22 protein-coding genes, 1 pseudogene and 1 riboswitch are annotated in these 17,506 nt (G+C 41.8%); of the genes and pseudogenes, 16 read left to right on the forward strand and 7 right to left on the reverse strand.

Features of this window, described 5'->3' with window-relative positions; genetic code table 11:
- Positions 1-3: 3 nt before the first annotated feature.
- On the forward strand, positions 4-804 hold the full coding sequence (locus V7K76_RS30455; protein WP_334777925.1) for an ABC transporter ATP-binding protein: 801 nt from the start codon (positions 4-6) through the stop codon (positions 802-804).
- Positions 805-806: 2 nt separating this feature from the next.
- Here the strand turns inward: V7K76_RS30455 and V7K76_RS30460 are convergent, their stop codons facing one another.
- Positions 807-1,670, reverse strand: coding sequence for a DUF4351 domain-containing protein (locus V7K76_RS30460; protein WP_334777926.1), 864 nt, complete (start codon positions 1,668-1,670; stop codon positions 807-809).
- Positions 1,671-1,847: 177 nt separating this feature from the next.
- Here V7K76_RS30460 and V7K76_RS30465 point away from each other — a divergent pair, with 177 nt between their 5' ends.
- The 6 genes from V7K76_RS30465 (at position 1,848) to V7K76_RS30490 (ending at position 6,395) form a co-directional block, all read left to right on the forward strand.
- Positions 1,848-2,579 carry an ABC transporter ATP-binding protein gene (locus V7K76_RS30465; RefSeq protein ID WP_334777927.1) on the forward strand — a complete coding sequence of 244 codons (732 nt, stop codon included), beginning with the start codon at positions 1,848-1,850 and terminating at the stop codon, positions 2,577-2,579.
- A gap of 35 nt (positions 2,580-2,614) precedes the next feature.
- Complete coding sequence (locus V7K76_RS30470; RefSeq protein ID WP_334777928.1) at positions 2,615-2,854, forward strand: type II toxin-antitoxin system Phd/YefM family antitoxin; 240 nt, start codon at positions 2,615-2,617, stop codon at positions 2,852-2,854.
- Between the two features lie 169 nt (positions 2,855-3,023).
- On the forward strand, positions 3,024-3,587 hold the full coding sequence (locus V7K76_RS30475; protein WP_334777929.1) for a Uma2 family endonuclease: 564 nt from the start codon (positions 3,024-3,026) through the stop codon (positions 3,585-3,587).
- Between the two features lie 402 nt (positions 3,588-3,989).
- Positions 3,990-4,637: a histidine phosphatase family protein gene (locus V7K76_RS30480; protein WP_334768365.1), complete on the forward strand. Its 648-nt coding sequence runs from the start codon at positions 3,990-3,992 to the stop codon at positions 4,635-4,637.
- An 84-nt stretch (positions 4,638-4,721) separates the two neighbouring features.
- The gene (locus V7K76_RS30485) at positions 4,722-5,747 is read left to right on the forward strand and encodes a glucokinase (protein WP_334777930.1); all 1,026 of its coding nucleotides are present in this window, start codon (positions 4,722-4,724) and stop codon (positions 5,745-5,747) included.
- Positions 5,748-5,792: 45 nt separating this feature from the next.
- On the forward strand, positions 5,793-6,395 hold the full coding sequence (locus V7K76_RS30490) for a hypothetical protein (RefSeq protein ID WP_334777931.1): 603 nt from the start codon (positions 5,793-5,795) through the stop codon (positions 6,393-6,395).
- 385 nt (positions 6,396-6,780) lie between these two features.
- On the opposite strand, the gene V7K76_RS30495 is transcribed toward V7K76_RS30490, so the two are convergent.
- The 4 genes from V7K76_RS30495 to V7K76_RS30510 all read right to left on the reverse strand — a co-directional run bounded on the left by V7K76_RS30495 (position 6,781) and on the right by V7K76_RS30510 (position 9,406).
- Complete coding sequence (locus V7K76_RS30495) at positions 6,781-7,377, reverse strand: CPBP family intramembrane glutamic endopeptidase (protein ID WP_334777932.1); 597 nt, start codon at positions 7,375-7,377, stop codon at positions 6,781-6,783.
- Between the two features lie 220 nt (positions 7,378-7,597).
- Positions 7,598-8,677 (reverse strand): DUF3326 domain-containing protein, encoded by a 1,080-nt coding sequence (locus V7K76_RS30500; RefSeq protein WP_334777933.1) that lies wholly within the window; start codon positions 8,675-8,677, stop codon positions 7,598-7,600.
- Between the two features lie 81 nt (positions 8,678-8,758).
- Positions 8,759-8,938, reverse strand: a complete 180-nt coding sequence (locus V7K76_RS30505) for a hypothetical protein (RefSeq protein WP_334777934.1) — start codon at positions 8,936-8,938, stop codon at positions 8,759-8,761.
- Positions 8,939-9,085: 147 nt separating this feature from the next.
- Positions 9,086-9,406, reverse strand: a complete 321-nt coding sequence (locus V7K76_RS30510; protein ID WP_292851127.1) for a 2Fe-2S iron-sulfur cluster-binding protein — start codon at positions 9,404-9,406, stop codon at positions 9,086-9,088.
- 149 nt (positions 9,407-9,555) lie between these two features.
- Positions 9,556-9,694: riboswitch (cobalamin riboswitch) on the forward strand.
- 26 nt (positions 9,695-9,720) lie between these two features.
- On the opposite strand from V7K76_RS30510, the gene V7K76_RS30515 reads away from it, so the two are divergent.
- The 5 genes from V7K76_RS30515 to V7K76_RS30535 all read left to right on the forward strand — a co-directional run bounded on the left by V7K76_RS30515 (position 9,721) and on the right by V7K76_RS30535 (position 12,799).
- Positions 9,721-10,500 (forward strand): energy-coupling factor ABC transporter permease, encoded by a 780-nt coding sequence (locus tag V7K76_RS30515; RefSeq protein WP_334777935.1) that lies wholly within the window; start codon positions 9,721-9,723, stop codon positions 10,498-10,500.
- Positions 10,487-10,786 carry an energy-coupling factor ABC transporter substrate-binding protein gene (locus V7K76_RS30520; protein WP_334777936.1) on the forward strand — a complete coding sequence of 100 codons (300 nt, stop codon included), beginning with the start codon at positions 10,487-10,489 and terminating at the stop codon, positions 10,784-10,786. Before V7K76_RS30515 ends, V7K76_RS30520 begins: the two co-directional genes overlap by 14 nt.
- The gene (cbiQ, locus tag V7K76_RS30525) at positions 10,786-11,598 is read left to right on the forward strand and encodes a cobalt ECF transporter T component CbiQ (RefSeq protein WP_334777937.1); all 813 of its coding nucleotides are present in this window, start codon (positions 10,786-10,788) and stop codon (positions 11,596-11,598) included. The genes V7K76_RS30520 and cbiQ overlap by 1 nt, the downstream gene beginning before the upstream one ends.
- Complete coding sequence (locus V7K76_RS30530; protein WP_334777938.1) at positions 11,573-12,403, forward strand: energy-coupling factor ABC transporter ATP-binding protein; 831 nt, start codon at positions 11,573-11,575, stop codon at positions 12,401-12,403. The genes cbiQ and V7K76_RS30530 overlap by 26 nt, the downstream gene beginning before the upstream one ends.
- A 132-nt stretch (positions 12,404-12,535) precedes the next feature.
- Positions 12,536-12,799: a DUF29 domain-containing protein gene (locus tag V7K76_RS30535; protein ID WP_334777939.1), complete on the forward strand. Its 264-nt coding sequence runs from the start codon at positions 12,536-12,538 to the stop codon at positions 12,797-12,799.
- Here the strand turns inward: V7K76_RS30535 and V7K76_RS30540 are convergent.
- On the reverse strand, positions 12,783-13,589 hold the full coding sequence (locus V7K76_RS30540; RefSeq protein WP_334777969.1) for a PhzF family phenazine biosynthesis protein: 807 nt from the start codon (positions 13,587-13,589) through the stop codon (positions 12,783-12,785). The two genes, V7K76_RS30535 and V7K76_RS30540, sit on opposite strands and share 17 nt — an antisense overlap.
- A gap of 148 nt (positions 13,590-13,737) precedes the next feature.
- A complete protein-coding gene (locus tag V7K76_RS30545) occupies positions 13,738-13,869 on the reverse strand; it encodes a hypothetical protein (protein ID WP_334777940.1) in 132 nt (43 codons plus the stop codon).
- Positions 13,870-14,012: 143 nt separating this feature from the next.
- Between V7K76_RS30545 and V7K76_RS30550 the strand changes: the two are divergent.
- The 4 genes and pseudogenes from V7K76_RS30550 to V7K76_RS30565 form a co-directional block, all read left to right on the forward strand.
- Positions 14,013-14,153, forward strand: a pseudogene (locus V7K76_RS30550) (IS607 family transposase); the annotation flags it as partial.
- Between the two features lie 42 nt (positions 14,154-14,195).
- Positions 14,196-15,377, forward strand: coding sequence for an RNA-guided endonuclease InsQ/TnpB family protein (locus V7K76_RS30555; protein WP_334777941.1), 1,182 nt, complete (start codon positions 14,196-14,198; stop codon positions 15,375-15,377).
- Positions 15,378-15,492: 115 nt separating this feature from the next.
- Positions 15,493-15,753, forward strand: a complete 261-nt coding sequence (locus tag V7K76_RS30560) for a hypothetical protein (protein WP_334777942.1) — start codon at positions 15,493-15,495, stop codon at positions 15,751-15,753.
- Positions 15,754-15,781: 28 nt separating this feature from the next.
- Positions 15,782-17,164: an aminopeptidase P family protein gene (locus tag V7K76_RS30565; RefSeq protein ID WP_334777943.1), complete on the forward strand. Its 1,383-nt coding sequence runs from the start codon at positions 15,782-15,784 to the stop codon at positions 17,162-17,164.
- Positions 17,165-17,506 lie beyond the last annotated feature (342 nt).

Genomic DNA, 17,506 nt, shown 5'->3' on the forward strand with positions numbered 1-17,506 from the left:
AAAATGTCACATAGTATTCCAAGTATTCCAATAAATAACAGCAGTATTGTCTTAGAAGCAAGAGCATTAACTCGCCGCTTTGGTGGTTTAGTGGCGGTAAATAATGTGTCTTTTAGTGTAAATAAACATGAGATTTTTGGATTAATTGGCCCTAATGGTGCTGGTAAAACAACACTGTTTAATTTGATTACTGCTTTTATTTCACCTTCTAGCGGTAAATTAATTTATCAAGGTACAGAAGTTTCCCAACTGCGTCCCCATCAAATTGCGGCTTTAGGTATTGCCCGTACCTTCCAAAATATTCGGTTGTTTGGGGAATTATCAGCGTTAGAAAATGTGATAATTGCCCGACATTTACACACTAAAAGTAATATGATTACAGGAGTTTTAGGATTACCACCAGCGCCTCGTGAAGAATTGAAAACTAAGCAAAAAGCTTTAGATTTATTGGATTTGGTGGGATTAAGCGATCGCGCTGACGAAAAAGCCAAAAACTTTGCCTACGGCGATCAGAGGCGGCTAGAAATTGCCCGCGCTTTAGCATTACAACCGCAAATCTTACTTCTCGACGAACCGGCGGCGGGGATGAACCCCAATGAAAAGCAGCAATTGAGTGAATTTATCCGCAGTCTACGCGATCGCTTCAATTTGACGATCGTTCTTATAGAACACCATGTACCCTTGGTTATGGGTTTGTGCGATCGCATTGCGGTGTTAGATTTTGGTCAATTAATCGCTTTGGGTGAACCATCTATAGTTAGAAATGATCCAGCTGTAATTGAAGCTTATTTGGGAAATGAATGAATTTATGTAGATAAAACTACCACAAATTCGTCTAAAGAATTCACTGCGATCGCGCTATCCATTAAATTTTCTAATTTTTCCACACTTTCGCTCTCAAGCCTTGCTTCTACCTCTTGGGAAATTTCACCAAAGCGTCGTCGCAATACTCGGATTAACTGCTGTCGCGCACCCTGTTGAACGCCTTGCTGAATACCCTGCTGAATACCTCTTTGCTCAATTTCCTGATACCAAGGCGATTCTCGCAATACTGCCATATCCCACCTCATGATTTGTTGCACTAAAGGCGTGTCTAACACAAAGCTAGCAAAAAATGCTAGCAATGATTCTAATTGGTTCAATTGTGCATCAGCTCGTAGCGTCTGTAATGCGCGTTGCACAACTGATACTTCTCCCCCTCCCCGCAGGATTGGCACAAAGGGTAACAACGATGGTAGTGGTTGCTGAAAGACTATTTCAGCATCGATTTCCCACAAATTAATCACGCGATAATCTTGAATGGCACGTAATCCTAAAAATTCCTGCTCGTAACTATTAACAATAGTTAACGTAGGTGGAGGCGGTAAAATGTTAATCAGTACTGGGTAAGTTGGCAATCGATACCGTTCTTGTGCCAAGGCAGCATAAGCTCTCATCCGTAGAGGCATGTGTGCAGTGTAACGTAGTTGTAGTTCGTTGAGTACAAGAAAATCGCCGTGAGTGGCACTGTATGCCTTCACCAATACATCTGTTTCTCGGCTAATCCACTGAAATTCAGAACCGAGAATTTCTTTTGCCACGACTTCAGGACGCTGTGTCACCCATTGTACCCATGCATCTGGAGCTAAATTAATTAGTCGCTTGCTACCAATATCTGCTACTTTTGCCACAGGACGCTTGATATCTTTATCAGTAATTAATGGTACATCATAAAGATTGCAGTATTCTGGCCTTGATTTATAAGTTGAAGCAATTTCTCGGATGAGGTACGCTTACGCACTGTTTTAAGAAATGTATGATTGATGTATGTTAGGTTTTGAATCAACATTTCTAGATATAAACTGCCGATGAAAGCCGATAGTAGACCAAACTATACAATTTTAGAAGTTCAAGAACTTGATGTAAATTATGGCGGTATCCAAGCTCTCAAAAAGATTAATTTAATTATTCAAAAAGGCGAAGTAGTTACTTTAATTGGTGCTAATGGTGCTGGTAAAACTACTACACTCCGCGCCATAAGTAAAGTAGTTAATCCTAAGAGTGGCGTAATTATCTATAATGGACATAATATTACCCGCCGCCAAACTCATGAAGTTGTACAACTTGGTATTGCCCATTGTCCTGAAGGACGCAGAGTGTTAGCGCGGCAAACAGTATTTGATAATTTACTTTTGGGTGCTTATATTCGCTCCAATCAAGCAGAGGTGAAAGCAGATATTCAGCGCCAATTTGAGCTATTTCCTCGCTTATCCCAAAGACGCAATCAACTAGCAGGAACTCTTAGCGGTGGTGAACAACAAATGTTAGCGATCGCACGTGCTGTCATGAGTAAACCACAACTCTTACTTTTAGACGAGCCTAGCTTAGGTTTAGCACCTGCGATCGTCCGGGAAATCTTCTCAATTATTGAAAATCTCCGGGCTACAGGGGTGACTATTTTGTTAGTTGAACAAAACGCTAATCTGGCGCTACAAATTGCCGATCGCGGTTACGTTCTAGAGGCTGGTTCTATAACTTTAACAGGTGCAGCATCAGAATTAATTAGTGATGAGCGAGTTAAAAAAGCTTATTTAGGGTGATGATTATAGTAGAGTAATAATCCAATAAAATTCTTATGAACTGGATTAGTGTCGATGAAATAAAACGTGACTTATTAGGCTACCTTCAGCGCGTTGAGGCTGGGGAAACTCTTATAATTATACGTGGTGGAAAGCCAATTGCTGAAATTAAACCGACGGTAAAAGCACCTGATCTCTCTAGACCATTCGGACTCTGTGCAGGAGAGTTTATTGTACCTGATGATTTTGATGAACCACTGCCAGAGAATATTATAAGTGAGTTTGAGGGTAAATGAAACTCCTACTAGATACCCATATTTTCCTCTGGTTTATTAGTAGCGATGCCTTCTCTACGAGACGCTACGCGAACGACGCGCATAGCCAACACCGTTTGTCAAATATACCCAGTTAAAATTTTAAACGATACATGATTGTTGTATGTAAAAAATTAGCAAGTACAAGCAGATGGTAAAATCACCAACTAAACCCCTAACTTTAGAAGACTTTCTGAAACTACCAGAAACAAAACCTAGCTCAGAATACATTAACGGTCAAATTATTCAAAAGCCAATGCCACAAGGAAAACATAGTATTCTTCAGGGTGAACTAGTCATTAATATCAATTCTGTAGCGAAACCTCAAAGAATTGCCCTTGCATTTCCAGAATTGCGGTGTACTTTTGGCGGACGTTCAATTGTCCCTGATGTCGCTGTATTTGCTTGGGAACGGATTCCCATAGATGAACGTGGAGACATCGCTAATGTTTTCAATACATATCCAGACTGGACGATTGAGATTCTTTCGCCGGATCAAAGCCAGACTAAAGTAACCGGAAATATTCTACATTGTTTAAAATATGGTAGTCGTTTAGGTTGGTTAATTGATCCAGGCGATCGCTCTGTTTTAGTTTATCCGCCAAAGCAGCAACCAGAACTTTTACAAGAATCACAAGAAATATTACCAGTTCCCGATTTAGTTAGCGGTTTTCAGTTAACTGTAGGGCAATTATTTGGATGGTTAAAGTTATAAGCAATTGTAGAAATTCATATTTATCTTCATCTTATTTGATTTGTGAGAATTGCAACCCAGAGATCCCCGACTTCTTTAAGAAGTCGGGGATCTTGTTTCTGCGCGTTTGATTCAGGATTGCTATAGCCAATTGTTATGAATAAAACTACACTGATACCATTTCACTTTAATAATGATACAAATACGCTGGTAAGGGCATGGCAATGCCATGCCCCTACGATAAATCTATATGTATCAGGATTTTCGTGAATTGGTATGACGCCACTGATAACTTTTCCAAATCATTAGTATTATTAAATATTATTACGATTTTGTCATAATATATTAATATTTATAGCCCTCCTTGCAGATATCTATGTATTTGTTTAGCGGCGAATTCTATTCACCGGAATCATTAAACCCATGAGTCAAATAGTCTGGATAGCAAGACACGCTAACCGCCTCGACTTCGTAAACCCCGATTGGTTTCTCACCGCCGAACGACGCTACGATCCGCCCTTATCTGATGATGGTATGCTTCAGGCACAGCAGTTAGCTAGACGTTTGAAAAAAGAAAATATTGGCCATATTTTTGCTTCCCCTTTCCTGCGAACTGTACAAACAGCAAACGCAGTTGCAGAAATGCTCAAATTGCCAATCAAACTCGAAACAGGCTTGAGTGAATGGCTAAATCCAGTTTGGATGACAGAAGAACCCGAAAGACTCTCAACTCCAGCCCTAGCAGAGTTATTCCCCAGAATTGACACTAGCTATACTTCGCGCATCGCTGCTAAATATCCTGAAACTCACGAAAAAGTGCGAGAACGTTCTGGGCAAACTGCTAGATGTCTAGCTACTGAGTTCTTCCCAGAGGATATCCTGCTAGTGGCACATGGCGCATCTGTGTTGGGCGGGGCAATGGGGCTAGTGGGGGAAATTGCCAAAACAGAAGTTAAAGCTTCTTTGTGTTCCCTGGTAAAAGTGGTACGCCAGGAACCAGAATGGTTATTAGAACTAACGGGAGATACTTCGCATTTAACCCACATAGAAGAAGTTATTCGATTTGCTTAAACCTCTGATAGAGATTTGTGTTCATGGCTTCTGCTACGTTGGGTATATCCTACAAAAAAAGTAATTAATTCACGAATAAATTCTATGACTTTGTTACTAGCAGGAGACATCGGCGGTACGAAAACTATTCTGCGATTGGTTGAAACATCAGATTCACCAACTTTACATACTATTTATCAGGAAAGTTACCACAGTGCTGATTTTCCCGATTTAGTACCGATAGTGCAGCAGTTTTTGGCCAAAGCTAATACACCAACACCAGAAAAGGCTTGTTTTGCGATCGCCGGCCCCATTGTCAAAAATACTGCCAAACTGACCAATTTAATCTGGTTCCTAGATACCGAACGTCTACAACAAGAATTAGGTATCCCGCATATTTCTTTGATTAACGACTTCGCCGCCGTTGGCTACGGTATTTTAGGTTTAGAAACACAAGACTTGCACACGTTACAAGTTGGCAAATCTCAACCCGAAGCCCCCATTGGCATTATTGGTGCTGGTACTGGTTTAGGACAAGGATTTTTAATTAAACAAGGAAACAACTATCAAGTTTTTCCCTCAGAAGGTGGACACGCTGACTTTGCCCCTCGGAACGAGATCGAGTTTCAACTGTTGAAATACCTGCTGGGTAAACATGATATCCAGCGCCTTTCTGTAGAACGTGTGGTTTCTGGGATGGGAATTGTGGCAATTTACCAATTTTTGCGCGATCGCAAATTTGCCACTGAATCACCAGATATTGCCAAAATCGTCAGAACTTGGGAACAAGAAGCGGGACAGGAAGAGAAAAGCGTCGATCCTGGTGCTGCTATTGGTACGGCTGCATTGCAAGGTAGCGATCGCCTCTCGGAACAAACTTTGCAATTATTTATAGACGCTTATGGTGCAGAAGCCGGGAATCTTGCCTTGAAACTCCTACCTTACGGCGGTTTATACATCGCTGGCGGAATTGCGCCCAAAATCCTGCCCTTAATCCAAAACAGTGGTTTCTTATTAAATTTCACCCAAAAAGGGAGAATGCGCCGCCTCCTGGAAGAGATCCCCGTGTATGTAATCCTCAATTCGCAAGTCGGCCTAATTGGTGCTGCTTTATGTGCTGCTAGGTTATAACAGCTGGCATCATCAGTGAGATCGGCATCTCAAAAGGTAAAACTTATGACAGTTAAAAGTCTGTTGCCACTAATCGCCGCCACCATTGTCTGTGGTGGCTCTATTTTGGTGGAAGCGCGTCCAGTCAAACTTCCGGCGGCTGTTGTCAAACCAACAGTTTCTCAACCCGTGCAGCCACAATGGAAATTGTACAATGCTCCCGATGGACGCTTTAGTATTTTGATGCCGGGAAGCCCAAACAGAAATACCGAACATCAAAAAACTTACATGGGGGAAATTACCTTAGAAATATTTGTCGCTCAACCACTAAAACAACAAGTAGCATACATAGTTGCTTACAATGATTTTCCTTATAGTTATGGTCAAATGGCTGATCCCCAAGTTGTACTTAATAATGCACGGGATATGGCTTTAAAGACTACGAAAAGTAATTTAATTAGTCAACGAAACATTCGTAGTTCTAATAATCATCCTGGCAAAGAAATTGAGTATATTAATTCTGGAGGGAAAATCACTAAAAGTAGAATGTATGTTGCCGAAGGCAGATTATATCAAGTAATGGCAATAACTACAAAAAAACAGCAGAAGACATTAGCTAAAACTATTAATGGATATTTAAATTCCTTCCATGTAGTTTTGAAAAAGTAAAATAACTCTAACATCGGGAGCATCCCAATTTATCATGTGGGTTTGATATAACTTATATATCAATACGGTTCAGTTAAGGATAATCGTAGGTTGGGTGGAACGAAGTGAAACCCAACAAACCCGCGAAAATGTTGGGTTTCGTTTATATTTGGAATGCTCTCGTGAAATTGAGGCTTCCGTTACCTCCGCGTGGAAAGGCTACGGTATACACATTAGTCTGAAATAGCGGCAGAGCCGCCAGGAGTAGCATTTCCAGCCTCCGACTGGAAACGAGATTTGAAATATGGCCACGCCCTATGGGCACAGCAATGCTCATTGGTGTCAACTTAATGCGAAACCGCTTGTCCGCCGGGAATTGAAATTCCCGTCTCATAGCTAAAGTCATCTATTTTTTAATTGCCGACAATTGCCACATTTTCCAGAAATAGCTAGAAATCCAATTGGTAATAATATGAGCGACAATTGGCACTAATAAGTTGCCCGTGAACAGGGCGCTATATGCCAATATGATGCCGACAATTGTTGCCCAAATCACATAAGGCCATTGTTGGGAACCGCTAAAATGCAAGATGCCAAAGCAAAGACTCGATACAATTACGGCTGTAAGATCAGAGCCTAAAGCTGGCAGCATCACACCTCGAAATAATAATTCTTCGCTTAACCCCGGTAGTAACCCCAGCCATATTAAATCTGGTAAAGCTAAAGGCTTCAGCACCACTTCTAGGTAATAATCTGCACTTTTACGATAGGCACTCCATAGGCGATAAGTTAAGCCACTTAACGCAGTGATGAAGAACCCTAACCCTATGCCCAACAGCAACTCTCTTTGGTTCAAGTCCCAAGAAAATAGAGAAAAGTTGCCAAAGTATAACGACAGTTTGGCGACTATCAACAAAATGATTGCAGTCGCTCCCATCGCCCCAAGTATTTGGATGCGCGTCAGGTATGGAATTTCTGGCTCTTGCTTTTGTTGTTCAACCACAGGTTTTTAAGGGGAGAGGGCAGGGGAGGTAGGGGGCAGGGGGAGAATGACTAATGACCAAGCCCCGTTGGGGCGGGAGTAGGGAGTAGGGAGTAGGGGAAAAAGACGCTTCCCCAACTCTCATGGTGGGAATAGAGCTACGTCTTTCAAGACGAGAGCATTGGTTTGTGGTTCAGAGCTACGACCAATGCCGTCTTCCCTACTCCCTACTCCCTGCTCCCTACTCCCTGTTGTTTGACCAATGACTAATTGACTGCAAAGGTAATAATTTAGGACGGAGAGCAGAGGGGTTGATGCCTGCTTTGTGTGCTACTAATACACCCACTGCTTCTAAATATGAGTTTACCTGTATAGATTTTATCCCCAACGGCTGGGGAGGAACTTTTATCAGAGTTTTATTTTCTTCGACTGTAATTATTTGGCATCGTCTTTGACTTAAACTCAGTAAGGCACTGCTACCACAGGCAGTTGCAGGCACGATCGCAGCATCTACTTCATCTACCCAAATATCACCTTTCTTTGATGCAATCGCTCTTTTCTCTATTATAAATTGTGGGGCATGACTTAATCCTACAAGGACACAGGGCAAAAAGGTATAGCCCAATTCTTCGGCGGCGGAACGGGGAGATAAATCAGGTTCGGGAGGTGCGCTCAAAAGTGCGGGAGAATGGGCGCAAGGAATTTGAAAGGTTCGCACTAGCAAATGGCTAATTACGGCTTCTGCGCCCGCTAAAGGATCTACGCCTTCACCGTGGCGGTATTTTAGTACTGCCTCCTCATCCATATCATCGGGGAAACGGGCAACAACTGCGATCGCTTCTGCCCCCGCTTTGATTAATATTTCAGCTGCCCGTAACAAGCTATCTGGGTTGCCAATTGTTCCCCAACTAGCTCCTGATGGGGTAGTCCGTAATTCTACATTTAATGGTGCATCTGTAATTACATAGTCTGTTAAAGTCAATCCGAGAGTAGCTCTGACTGCATCAGATGCTTGTATATGTCGTAGCCGTAATTCTGGCTCAATGCCTTGGTCTAAAAGCAAACCTACTCTGTTGCTACGGATTGGACGCAAGCCCCAGCATCCAGATGCGAATTTGTCAAGTGCGTAACCTTCAACATAGAAAGCGTTAGGGAGATTCCAATATAAACTTGCGCCATTGAGGACATTGGGGTGAGTTATGAGGCGATCGCAAACCTGTGCTATAACCCTAGCAACAGGTAAAGCATCTCCTGCATAACCCCCAATAGTAGCCCCAACGCCAGTTGGTACAATTAAGATAGCAGTGTATGGACGATTCATTTTACAGTTATGAGTGCTGAGTTATGAATTGATGAATCACAAGCCATCAAATCCTAACTCCTAACTCCTAACTCCTAACTCCTAACTCCTAACTGTCGTGACAACGGCTTCAACTGTCGCTTTTTGTTCGTCAACGTCCACAGAGGTAACTGCCCAACGCAAGGGTTCGCCTTGTTTCTTCAACTCTGTTTCAATTGCTTCTAGTAATTCTGCGGGAGTTTCTTGTAAATCAATTTCTGCGGTAATAAAATGAGTCGTCATTTTGGGAAATCCTGTTTATTTGTAGTTTCTAGAATAGCTGATGTTGACTGCGATGAAATATTTTTGTTATTTATCAGATTTTGTCATGTTAGTGAACAGTTACTCAGTGATGAATAATCATCCGATATACTGATAACTGTTCGTTGATTATTTCCCTTTGCCAAATTGTAACTGATAAACGATGTCTTCCTTTTCTGTCTCAAGTTTCAAATCAGAAAGGGGTTTGGCAACACAAAGCAATACGTAACCTTGCTTTTGTAAATCTGGACTTACGCCCATACCATCAGTTTGATCTACAGTTCCCTCAGATAATTGGCCGGCGCAAGTTGTGCAAACACCAGCATTGCAAGAACTGGGCAACTCCAAACCAGCAGCCTCGGCAACTGATAAGATCGTTTCATCTTCGGGAACTTGCAAAGTATGAATTTTGCCTTGATGATTAATTTCTACGGTGTAAGTTTTGGACATATACAAAGAAAGTGTGATCCTACGGACAAACCTATTAGTTTATCTGAATTAGTTAAAAATATCCAGATATTACTATAAAAATTTAGGTTAAAAAGTGATACTTCTAGCAACTAATTCTGAAAATTTTACTATAAAAATTTAGTAATGGTGATATAGTTACTCCAATCGGTTCTGATGGTTAGCAGCCATCGGACGCAAGGGGGAAAGTCCGGTGTAAATCCGGCGCTGTCCCGCAACTGTAAACCAAAATTGGTGAGTCAGGATGCCCGCCGATTAGAATCAATGCGTTTACATAAATCTGCGAGGTACAGATTATGAACAGAAAAAAACAGGCGTTAGTCAGTCTAACGCTGATGGGAGTTATTAGTTTTTACTTGGTAGTTGGTTTACCCAAACCCGCCTACGCCATGCACATTATGGAAGGTTTTTTACCCGTGCAGTGGGCAATTTTTTGGTGGATTGTGGCATTACCATTTTTTCTACTAGGATTGCGTAGTCTGACTCGCATTACCCAAGCTAACCCAGAACTGAAACTATTGCTGGGCTTGGCTGGTGCTTTTACTTTTGTGCTGTCAGCGTTGAAAATCCCTTCCGTCACAGGTAGCTCTTCTCACCCAACAGGGACGGGGTTAGGTGCGGTGCTGTTTGGCCCCCTCACTATGACGGTTTTGGGTAGCTTAGTGTTGTTGTTTCAAGCTTTGTTACTGGCGCATGGCGGTTTGACGACGCTGGGTGCAAATGCTTTTTCGATGGCGATCGCCGGGCCATTTGCAGCTTACTGGATATATAATCTGACAATAAAGTTGGGTGGTAAGCAAAAAATCGCCATATTTCTAGCAGCTGCGATCGCAGATTTACTCACTTACGTTATCACTTCTATCCAACTCGCCCTAGCTTTTCCTGCACCTGTTGGTGGGTTTATCGCTTCATTCACCAAGTTCGCCGGGATTTTCGCTATAACTCAAGTTCCCTTAGCAATTAGCGAAGGATTGCTAACTGTGTTGGTGTGGAACTGGCTGCAATCTTATAATCCTCAAGAATTGGAATTGCTGAAATTAATCAAACAGGAACCCCAAGGAAATGAATCAGTCTAAAAAAGGGTTGAGTAACTGGCTGTTGGTAGTAGCTGTATTAGCTTTAGCAGTTGCACCGTTAATATTTGTGCGTGGTGGCGAATTTGCCGGTTCCGATGATAAAGCAGAAAAAGCTATTACTGAAATCCAACCTGGATATAAACCCTGGTTTAAATCATTTTTTGAACCAGCTAGTGATGAAATAGAAAGTTTATTATTTGCTTCGCAAGCAGCTTTAGGCGCGGGAGTAGTTGGTTTTGCAATTGGGTTGTATAAAGGACGTTCCCAACAACAAAAACGTGAATAATGAGCCTGCAACTAGATACTTTAGCTTATACCAATCGATTGCGAAGATTGCCACCAGAACATAAACTAATTTTTGCACTTACTACTCTTGCTATTTCCCTTGCTACCCATCCGCTAGTGCAAATTTTGATAGCGCTTTGGATGGGTGTTTGGACAGTTATTTATGCAAGAATTCCGGCTGGTGTTTATTTTCGGTTGTTAATGTTCACCATAGTTTTTTGTTTGACAAGTTTACCAGCATTAATGGTGAATGGAGTTGCAATTACTGATTTACAAAGTGTCAAATTAGACTCATGGTATGGACTAACTCTCGGACACTTCTATATTTATATCAGTCATAGTGGCAGTATCCAAGCATGGGGAATTTTAACCAGAGCATTAGCCTCTGTTTCTTGCCTATATTTTCTCATGCTAACTGTGCCTTTCACCGAGATATTACAAACTCTGCGTTACTTGCGATTTCCAGTGCTTTTAACCGATTTATTATTACTAATGTATCGGTTTATTTTCATCCTGCTGAACACAGCCAATGAATTGTGGACGGCGCAAAATTCTCGTGGTGGCTACCGCACTCTTGCTAGTGGAATGAAAAGTTTAGCACTACTAATCGGACAACTATTACAGCGAACCTTACAAAAATATAGTCAGTTTTCTCTCGGACTGCAAGCACGGGGTTTTGTGAGTGAATTTCGAGTTTGGCATCCCCGCCGCTATCGTCCCCAAGCGCGATATATCATCGAAGCTATTTGCGGTTGTGTAGGATTAATAGGATTAGAGTTTTGGCGAAATGCAGGAATATTTACTCGAATTTGAGCAGGTATATTACACCTATTCAGTAGCACAGGAATCAGTTTTGAATGGTCTAACACTGAAGATTCCATCAGGTAAAAGGTGTGCATTAATTGGTCAGAATGGTTGTGGTAAAACGACGCTATTTTTATTAGCTAACGGTTTATATAAACCTGATTCTGGCGTTGTCCGTTGGCGTGGTGAACCATTAAGTTATAATCGTAATTATCTGGGTAAATTACGGCAGAAAGTTGGACTAGTATTTCAAGACCCAGAACAACAATTAGTAGCTTCTACTGTTGAAGAAGATATATCTTACGGTTTGTGTAATTTGGGTTTACCAGAACCAGAAATTAAAGACCGAGTAGAACAAGCATTAATTGAATTTGAACTGACTGCTTTAGCAGAAAGACCAGTGCATCATCTGAGTTTAGGGCAAAAAAAGCGAGTTTCCATAGCAGATGTGATGGTATTACAACCAGAACTGTTGGTGTTGGATGAGCCAACTGCATATTTAGATATCAAACATACTCGTAATTTGATAGCAACCATGAAAAAAATTCATGGAGATGGAACCACTTTATTAATGGCAACCCATGATTTAGATTTAGTCTATCGGTGGGCAGATTGGGTTTTTGTTATGGATAAAGGGCGGCTGATGTTAGAAGGTAAACCACAAGATGTATTTAGCCAGCGTACACTTTTAGAAGAGTTAGAGTTGGGCGTACCATTGGTATATGAGATGTTATTTGATGGGCTATCTGCTGAGTCAGGGGTAGTTATAGAACGAGTGCGACAGCGGATATTAGAGCTATTTCGTAATTTTTGATGATTATAGCATTTCCCGACCTAGTAACGTACACCCGTAAGGTAGTTTTTCACTCTCCCCCCAGAAGAGTTAATTGAATATTTTTTTATTTGGAAGTCCCTTAGCTAGTATACGGTAGATTGCAGCAAGCTCATGACCCAGATTCCGAAAAGCGCAACCCAGTTGTATGAAACAGACTTTGCAGCATGGACAGAAAAAACTGTACAACTCATTCGTGCTGGACAATTTGGACAAGTAGACTGGGATGCTGTGATTGAGGAGATTGAAAGCTTGGAACCGTCAGAACGACGAGAGTTGAAAAGCCGCTTGGAAGTATTATTACAGCATTTGCTCAAGTTCTTGATAATGAGTTTTTGCCAGATATTATTGATTTGTAATATTAAGTTGATGCGGTAAATAACTCTCCTCGCAGCACAGTTACCGCTTGTCCAGAGAGAAAGACGCGATCGCCCCCATCATAATATACCTTCACCACACCGCCGCGACTGGATGCCTGATAAGCCAAAAACTCATTTTTGTGCAAGCGATCGCGCCAGAACGCAGCAAGGCAACAATGGGCTGAACCAGTTACCGGATCTTCATCAATGCCTAATCCTGGTGCAAAGAAACGAGAAACAAAATCATAATCTGAATCAGGATTAGTCAAGCTAGTAACTATAACCTTACCAAGTGGTAAGGTTTTTAGTAGTTGAAAATTAGGCTGGATTTGCCGCACCAAATCTTCCGATTCTAATTCCACTAAATAAGCTAGTGAATTCTGCAAGGTAAATCTGTATGGTACACCCAAAGCAACTTTGAGTTCTGGAGGTGCGATCGTTACTTGTGAATGATTCACGGGAAAATCTAACTCAATCCACTCACCTTGCAATTTAGCAATCAGCAGTCCACTTTTGGTATAAAAACGCGCAACTTCATCAGGTGATAAATGTCCCTCTGACCAAAGTACATGGGCGCTAGCTAAAGTTGCATGACCACAAAGCGGTACTTCCACCGTGGGCGTAAACCAACGCAGATTGAAACCATCATTCTGTTTGACAAGAAAAGCCGTCTCAGATAAATTCATCTCTTGGGCTACGTTCTGCATCCAGCCTTCATCTTGGGGAGTAGGCAAAACACAGACAGCAGCCGGATTACCTGCAAAAGGTGTATTGGTAAAAGCATCAACTTGAGTAATGATTTGTCCCATTAGAGTCACGTCGCTTCGCTCCGAATTCAAAATTCAAAATTCAAAATTAATGATCCCCATAAATAAATTTAGACGTAGGTTGGGTGGAGCGGAGCGCAACCCAACATATCTCAGGATGTTGGGTTACGCAAAGCCCATTGGTGTCAACTTAAGCTGAAACTTCCTTAAAACCTCGTTTCCAGCCTCCGGCTAGAAATGCTGCTCCTGGTGGCTCTGCCGCCAGCAAGCGAGGCGGAGCCTCTAGGACGGCATTCCCAGTCGGAGACTGGGAACGAGACAATATCTAAAAGCTTTTACTAGGCTAGTTTTTACGTTAAGTTGACACCAATGCGAGCCTTGCTACGCCACTACATTGTGTTAATCCAAATGAGAACCGCTATATACAGTACCTTATAAATTAGGAATACAATCTCCAAAAACTAGGAGGCATTGTCACCTCACGAAGAACTGGTTCAAGATTTGTTATCAATCGTACATTGCTTTTCTAGCCGATTGTATGGATTATGCAAATACAAGGAAAAGGTAAAGTTAATTGCTCAAGGTGTTGATCCTCGTTCAAAGTAGTGTATACAAATTCTAAGTAAGTAAGTTCGCAAAAGTTTAGCTATGTTTGCTATCAAGCGAGAATTAAAACTAAATAATGTTGAAACCTCCTTGATGCGCGGCAATGCTGGTTTTAAACGGTTTGTTTACAACTATGGATTAGAACTACTAACTACGTCTTGGAGTTTCGACGGCGTAAGGGTATCTGACTCTAAGCGCATTGATGCCATCAAAAAAGTATTTACTCAAATCACGATGCAAAGACCTGAATATGCGTGGATGAGGTTGTATCCGTCCACGGTATATCAGTCGGCGTTTATGGACTTGAAAGATGCTTTTTCGAGGTGGCGCAAAGGGTTAGCAGAGTTCCCTAAGAAGAAAACAAAGAAAAAAGGCGACTCATTCACCGTGTACAAAACGGCTGGGATTTATCCATCTATTGGGGAGTCACCACTACCATTTACTAATCGAGTTGTAATCAATGTTGGGAAGCTGATAAAGCTGCCTGGATTAAAGGAACTTAGGCTAAAGGAACGAATTGATTTCATTTGTAGTTCTCAGACATTTACTGTATCCAGGACTGCGGATAAATGGTTCGTGTCGTTCATGTTGGATGCTCAAAAGATTCCACCAATATTTCACCGAATTGAGACGATTGGTCTTGACTTAGGTGTAAAGACTTTAGCGACTTGTTCCGATGGTACAAAATACGATATGCCCATTACCACCAAAAAGGCGAAAATCAAGCTAGGTAAATTGCAGTGGCGGAATCGCAAAAAAGTACTTGGGAACAAGAAACCAAGAATTAAAGCATCAAACAACGCTCTTAAGTACTACACAAAATTAGCTAGACTTCACGCTCACATAGACAATATCAGACTTGATACAACTCAGAAAATGACCACTGACATAAGCCGTAAGGCTGCTGTCATCAGGATTGAGGATCTGAATGTATCGGGGATGATTGCAAACCATAAATTAGCACAAGCTGTGAGTAATAACTGCTTCTACGAAATTCGTCGTCAGTTAACTTACAAACAAGCTCATTATGGAACTAAGGTTGAGTTGATTGATCGATGGTATCCTAGCTCGAAAATGTGCTGCAAATGCCATCATATTCAGCCGATGAGTCTGTCTGAACGAATATTTATTTGTTCTGCTGGGTGTGGCAATATTCGAGATCGGGATAAAAATGCGTCTGTGAATCTGGAAAATGCCCCTATAAATAAAATACGCTTGGCTTAAGCGAAATTTACGCCTGTGGACAAGAAGTAGCCGCCTACCTTGGTTAAAGCAGGAAGAAAACACGAAACCAATCAACAAGTTTGAGGAAGTTTAGGTAAGTTTTTCGGAGCAGTCAATGTTAAAGCAAAACGAAAATATGAGGATAAAAATCTTCAGAAGCATCTTTGCTGTGGTCAACTTAGCGCTAATTTCTGGAGGATTAGTTAGCTGTGTTGTTGAAGTACCACAGCCACCTGTTCCAACTGAGCAACAAAAACCAGTCGTACAACCCAGCCAACAGCCTAAGCAGGTAAAGCAGAATGACAAAGATGATCATAAAAAAGATGGCGATCGCAAAAATAATAAAAAAGATGACGATAAAGACGATAACGACTAAATCAAGGTAAAATTATCACCTTAAATTTATGCTTATCCCACAAACTTCTACTTCCCTCATCGATACTTTACGCCGCCGCCGCCAACAATTAGCCAATCTCATTGATTTTCCAGTAATTCTGTGGTCAGGTAGCAACAATCCGCGCAACTTTCCTGCAAATTCCTTTCCGTTTCGTGCTAGCAGTCATTTCCTCTATTTTGCCGGACTGCCATTATCAAAGGCAGCAATTCGTTTAGAAGCAGGCAAGCTAGAACTATTCATCGACGATCCGTCACCCAGCAGCGCCCTTTGGCATGGAGAAATGCCAACGCGCGAGGAAATAGCCGAGAAGATTGGGGCAGATGTGGCTCGACCAATGGCAGAATTAGAGTCTTGGGTAGAAAATGCCGCCACACTTGCTGCTCAAGATGCAGCTACTTGGACGCAGCAATCACAGATATTAAATAAATGGGTTTTACCGCAAAGTCCTCCCCAAGGAATTGACTTGGAATTAGCTAAAGCGATCGTTTCTCTCCGCCTCATCCACGATGATGCGGCATTAATCGAGTTGCGAAAAGCTGCTGCTGTCACTGTAGAAGCCCACAAAGCTGGGATGGCTGCAACACCCCAAGCCAAATTAGAAGCAGAAGTTCGGGCAGCGATGGAAGGGGTAATTATTGCTCACAATATGACCACCTCTTACAACAGTATTGTCACTGTTCACGGTGAAGTTTTGCATAACGAGCATTATCACCATAGTTTGCAACCAGGTGATTTACTGCTTGCCGATGTTGGCGCTGAAACCGAGATGGGTTGGGCAGGTGATGTAACACGCACGTGGCCAGTTTCGGGGAAGTTTTCATCTACCCAAAGAGATATTTATAATGTGGTGTTGGCAGCCCATGATGCCTGCATTGCCAAAATACAACCTGGTGTAGAGTATGGGGATATTCATTTACTAGCGGCTACAGCGATCGCAGAAGGTTTAGTAGAGTTAGGTATTTTACAAGGAAATCCCCAAGATTTAGTAGAAATCGATGCCCACGCGCTGTTTTTCCCTCATGGTATTGGTCATCTACTGGGTTTAGATGTCCATGATATGGAAGATTTAGGCGATTTAGCAGGGTATGAAGAGGGACGTGAAAGGAGCGATCGCTTTGGCTTAAGCTACCTGCGTTTAAATCGTCCCCTGCGTCCAGGAATGTTAGTCACAATTGAGCCTGGTTTTTATCAAGTACCAGCAATTTTAAATGATCCTAATGTCCGTTCAAAATATCAGAATGTGGTGAATTGGCAGCGTTTATCTGAATTTGCCGATGTCCGAGGAATTCGCATTGAAGATGATGTTTTAGTTACTACAGAAGGCAGCGAAGTTTTAACAGCCGCATTGCCAAACGATGCTGATGCTGTAGAAAATCTAGTCAATGGCTGATTTCATTACTCTTAGATATGGGTTTTTTGGTGAAAATTATAAATCAATACGGTTCAGTTAAGGCTAAAACTCTTTGTCAAAGTCAACTTTTTTAACGTAGACGCGGAGCGGCTTGCCGCAGGCTACCGCAGAGGCGCAGAGGAAACAGAGAGAAGAGAAAAAATGCTTAACTGAACCGTATTGAATTATAAATCTCAAAGACGCGATAAATCGGCGTCTCTACAATAATCAGTCTTTTGTCTTGATGCCGATTCATCACGTCTCTTGCCTTAACCGAAAAGATTTAGTCATTAGTCATTGGTGCTAATGACTAATGACTAATGACTTCGATTTCCCCTCGAC

The sequence above is a fragment of the Nostoc sp. genome (assembly GCF_036917975.1).
Classification (GTDB): domain Bacteria; phylum Cyanobacteriota; class Cyanobacteriia; order Cyanobacteriales; family Nostocaceae; genus Nostoc.

Excerpts from the sequence above, each read along its gene's own strand:
- V7K76_RS30510 (WP_292851127.1), bottom strand. The coding sequence starts at position 9,406 with ATGTCCAAAACTTACACCGTAGAAATTAATCATCAAGGCAAAATTCAT.
- V7K76_RS30530 (WP_334777938.1), top strand. The coding sequence starts at position 11,573 with ATGCAGGAATATTTACTCGAATTTGAGCAGGTATATTACACCTATTCA.
- V7K76_RS30465 (WP_334777927.1), top strand. The coding sequence starts at position 1,848 with ATGAAAGCCGATAGTAGACCAAACTATACAATTTTAGAAGTTCAAGAA.
- V7K76_RS30555 (WP_334777941.1), top strand. The coding sequence starts at position 14,196 with ATGTTTGCTATCAAGCGAGAATTAAAACTAAATAATGTTGAAACCTCC.
- V7K76_RS30515 (WP_334777935.1), top strand. The coding sequence starts at position 9,721 with ATGAACAGAAAAAAACAGGCGTTAGTCAGTCTAACGCTGATGGGAGTT.
- V7K76_RS30540 (WP_334777969.1), bottom strand. The coding sequence starts at position 13,589 with ATGGGACAAATCATTACTCAAGTTGATGCTTTTACCAATACACCTTTT.
- V7K76_RS30480 (WP_334768365.1), top strand. The coding sequence starts at position 3,990 with ATGAGTCAAATAGTCTGGATAGCAAGACACGCTAACCGCCTCGACTTC.
- V7K76_RS30520 (WP_334777936.1), top strand. The coding sequence starts at position 10,487 with ATGAATCAGTCTAAAAAAGGGTTGAGTAACTGGCTGTTGGTAGTAGCT.
- V7K76_RS30485 (WP_334777930.1), top strand. The coding sequence starts at position 4,722 with ATGACTTTGTTACTAGCAGGAGACATCGGCGGTACGAAAACTATTCTG.
- V7K76_RS30455 (WP_334777925.1), top strand. The coding sequence starts at position 4 with ATGTCACATAGTATTCCAAGTATTCCAATAAATAACAGCAGTATTGTC.
- V7K76_RS30560 (WP_334777942.1), top strand. The coding sequence starts at position 15,493 with ATGTTAAAGCAAAACGAAAATATGAGGATAAAAATCTTCAGAAGCATC.
- V7K76_RS30490 (WP_334777931.1), top strand. The coding sequence starts at position 5,793 with ATGACAGTTAAAAGTCTGTTGCCACTAATCGCCGCCACCATTGTCTGT.
- V7K76_RS30475 (WP_334777929.1), top strand. The coding sequence starts at position 3,024 with ATGGTAAAATCACCAACTAAACCCCTAACTTTAGAAGACTTTCTGAAA.
- V7K76_RS30500 (WP_334777933.1), bottom strand. The coding sequence starts at position 8,677 with ATGAATCGTCCATACACTGCTATCTTAATTGTACCAACTGGCGTTGGG.
- V7K76_RS30565 (WP_334777943.1), top strand. The coding sequence starts at position 15,782 with ATGCTTATCCCACAAACTTCTACTTCCCTCATCGATACTTTACGCCGC.
- V7K76_RS30505 (WP_334777934.1), bottom strand. The coding sequence starts at position 8,938 with ATGACGACTCATTTTATTACCGCAGAAATTGATTTACAAGAAACTCCC.
- V7K76_RS30535 (WP_334777939.1), top strand. The coding sequence starts at position 12,536 with ATGACCCAGATTCCGAAAAGCGCAACCCAGTTGTATGAAACAGACTTT.
- V7K76_RS30470 (WP_334777928.1), top strand. The coding sequence starts at position 2,615 with ATGAACTGGATTAGTGTCGATGAAATAAAACGTGACTTATTAGGCTAC.
- cbiQ (WP_334777937.1), top strand. The coding sequence starts at position 10,786 with ATGAGCCTGCAACTAGATACTTTAGCTTATACCAATCGATTGCGAAGA.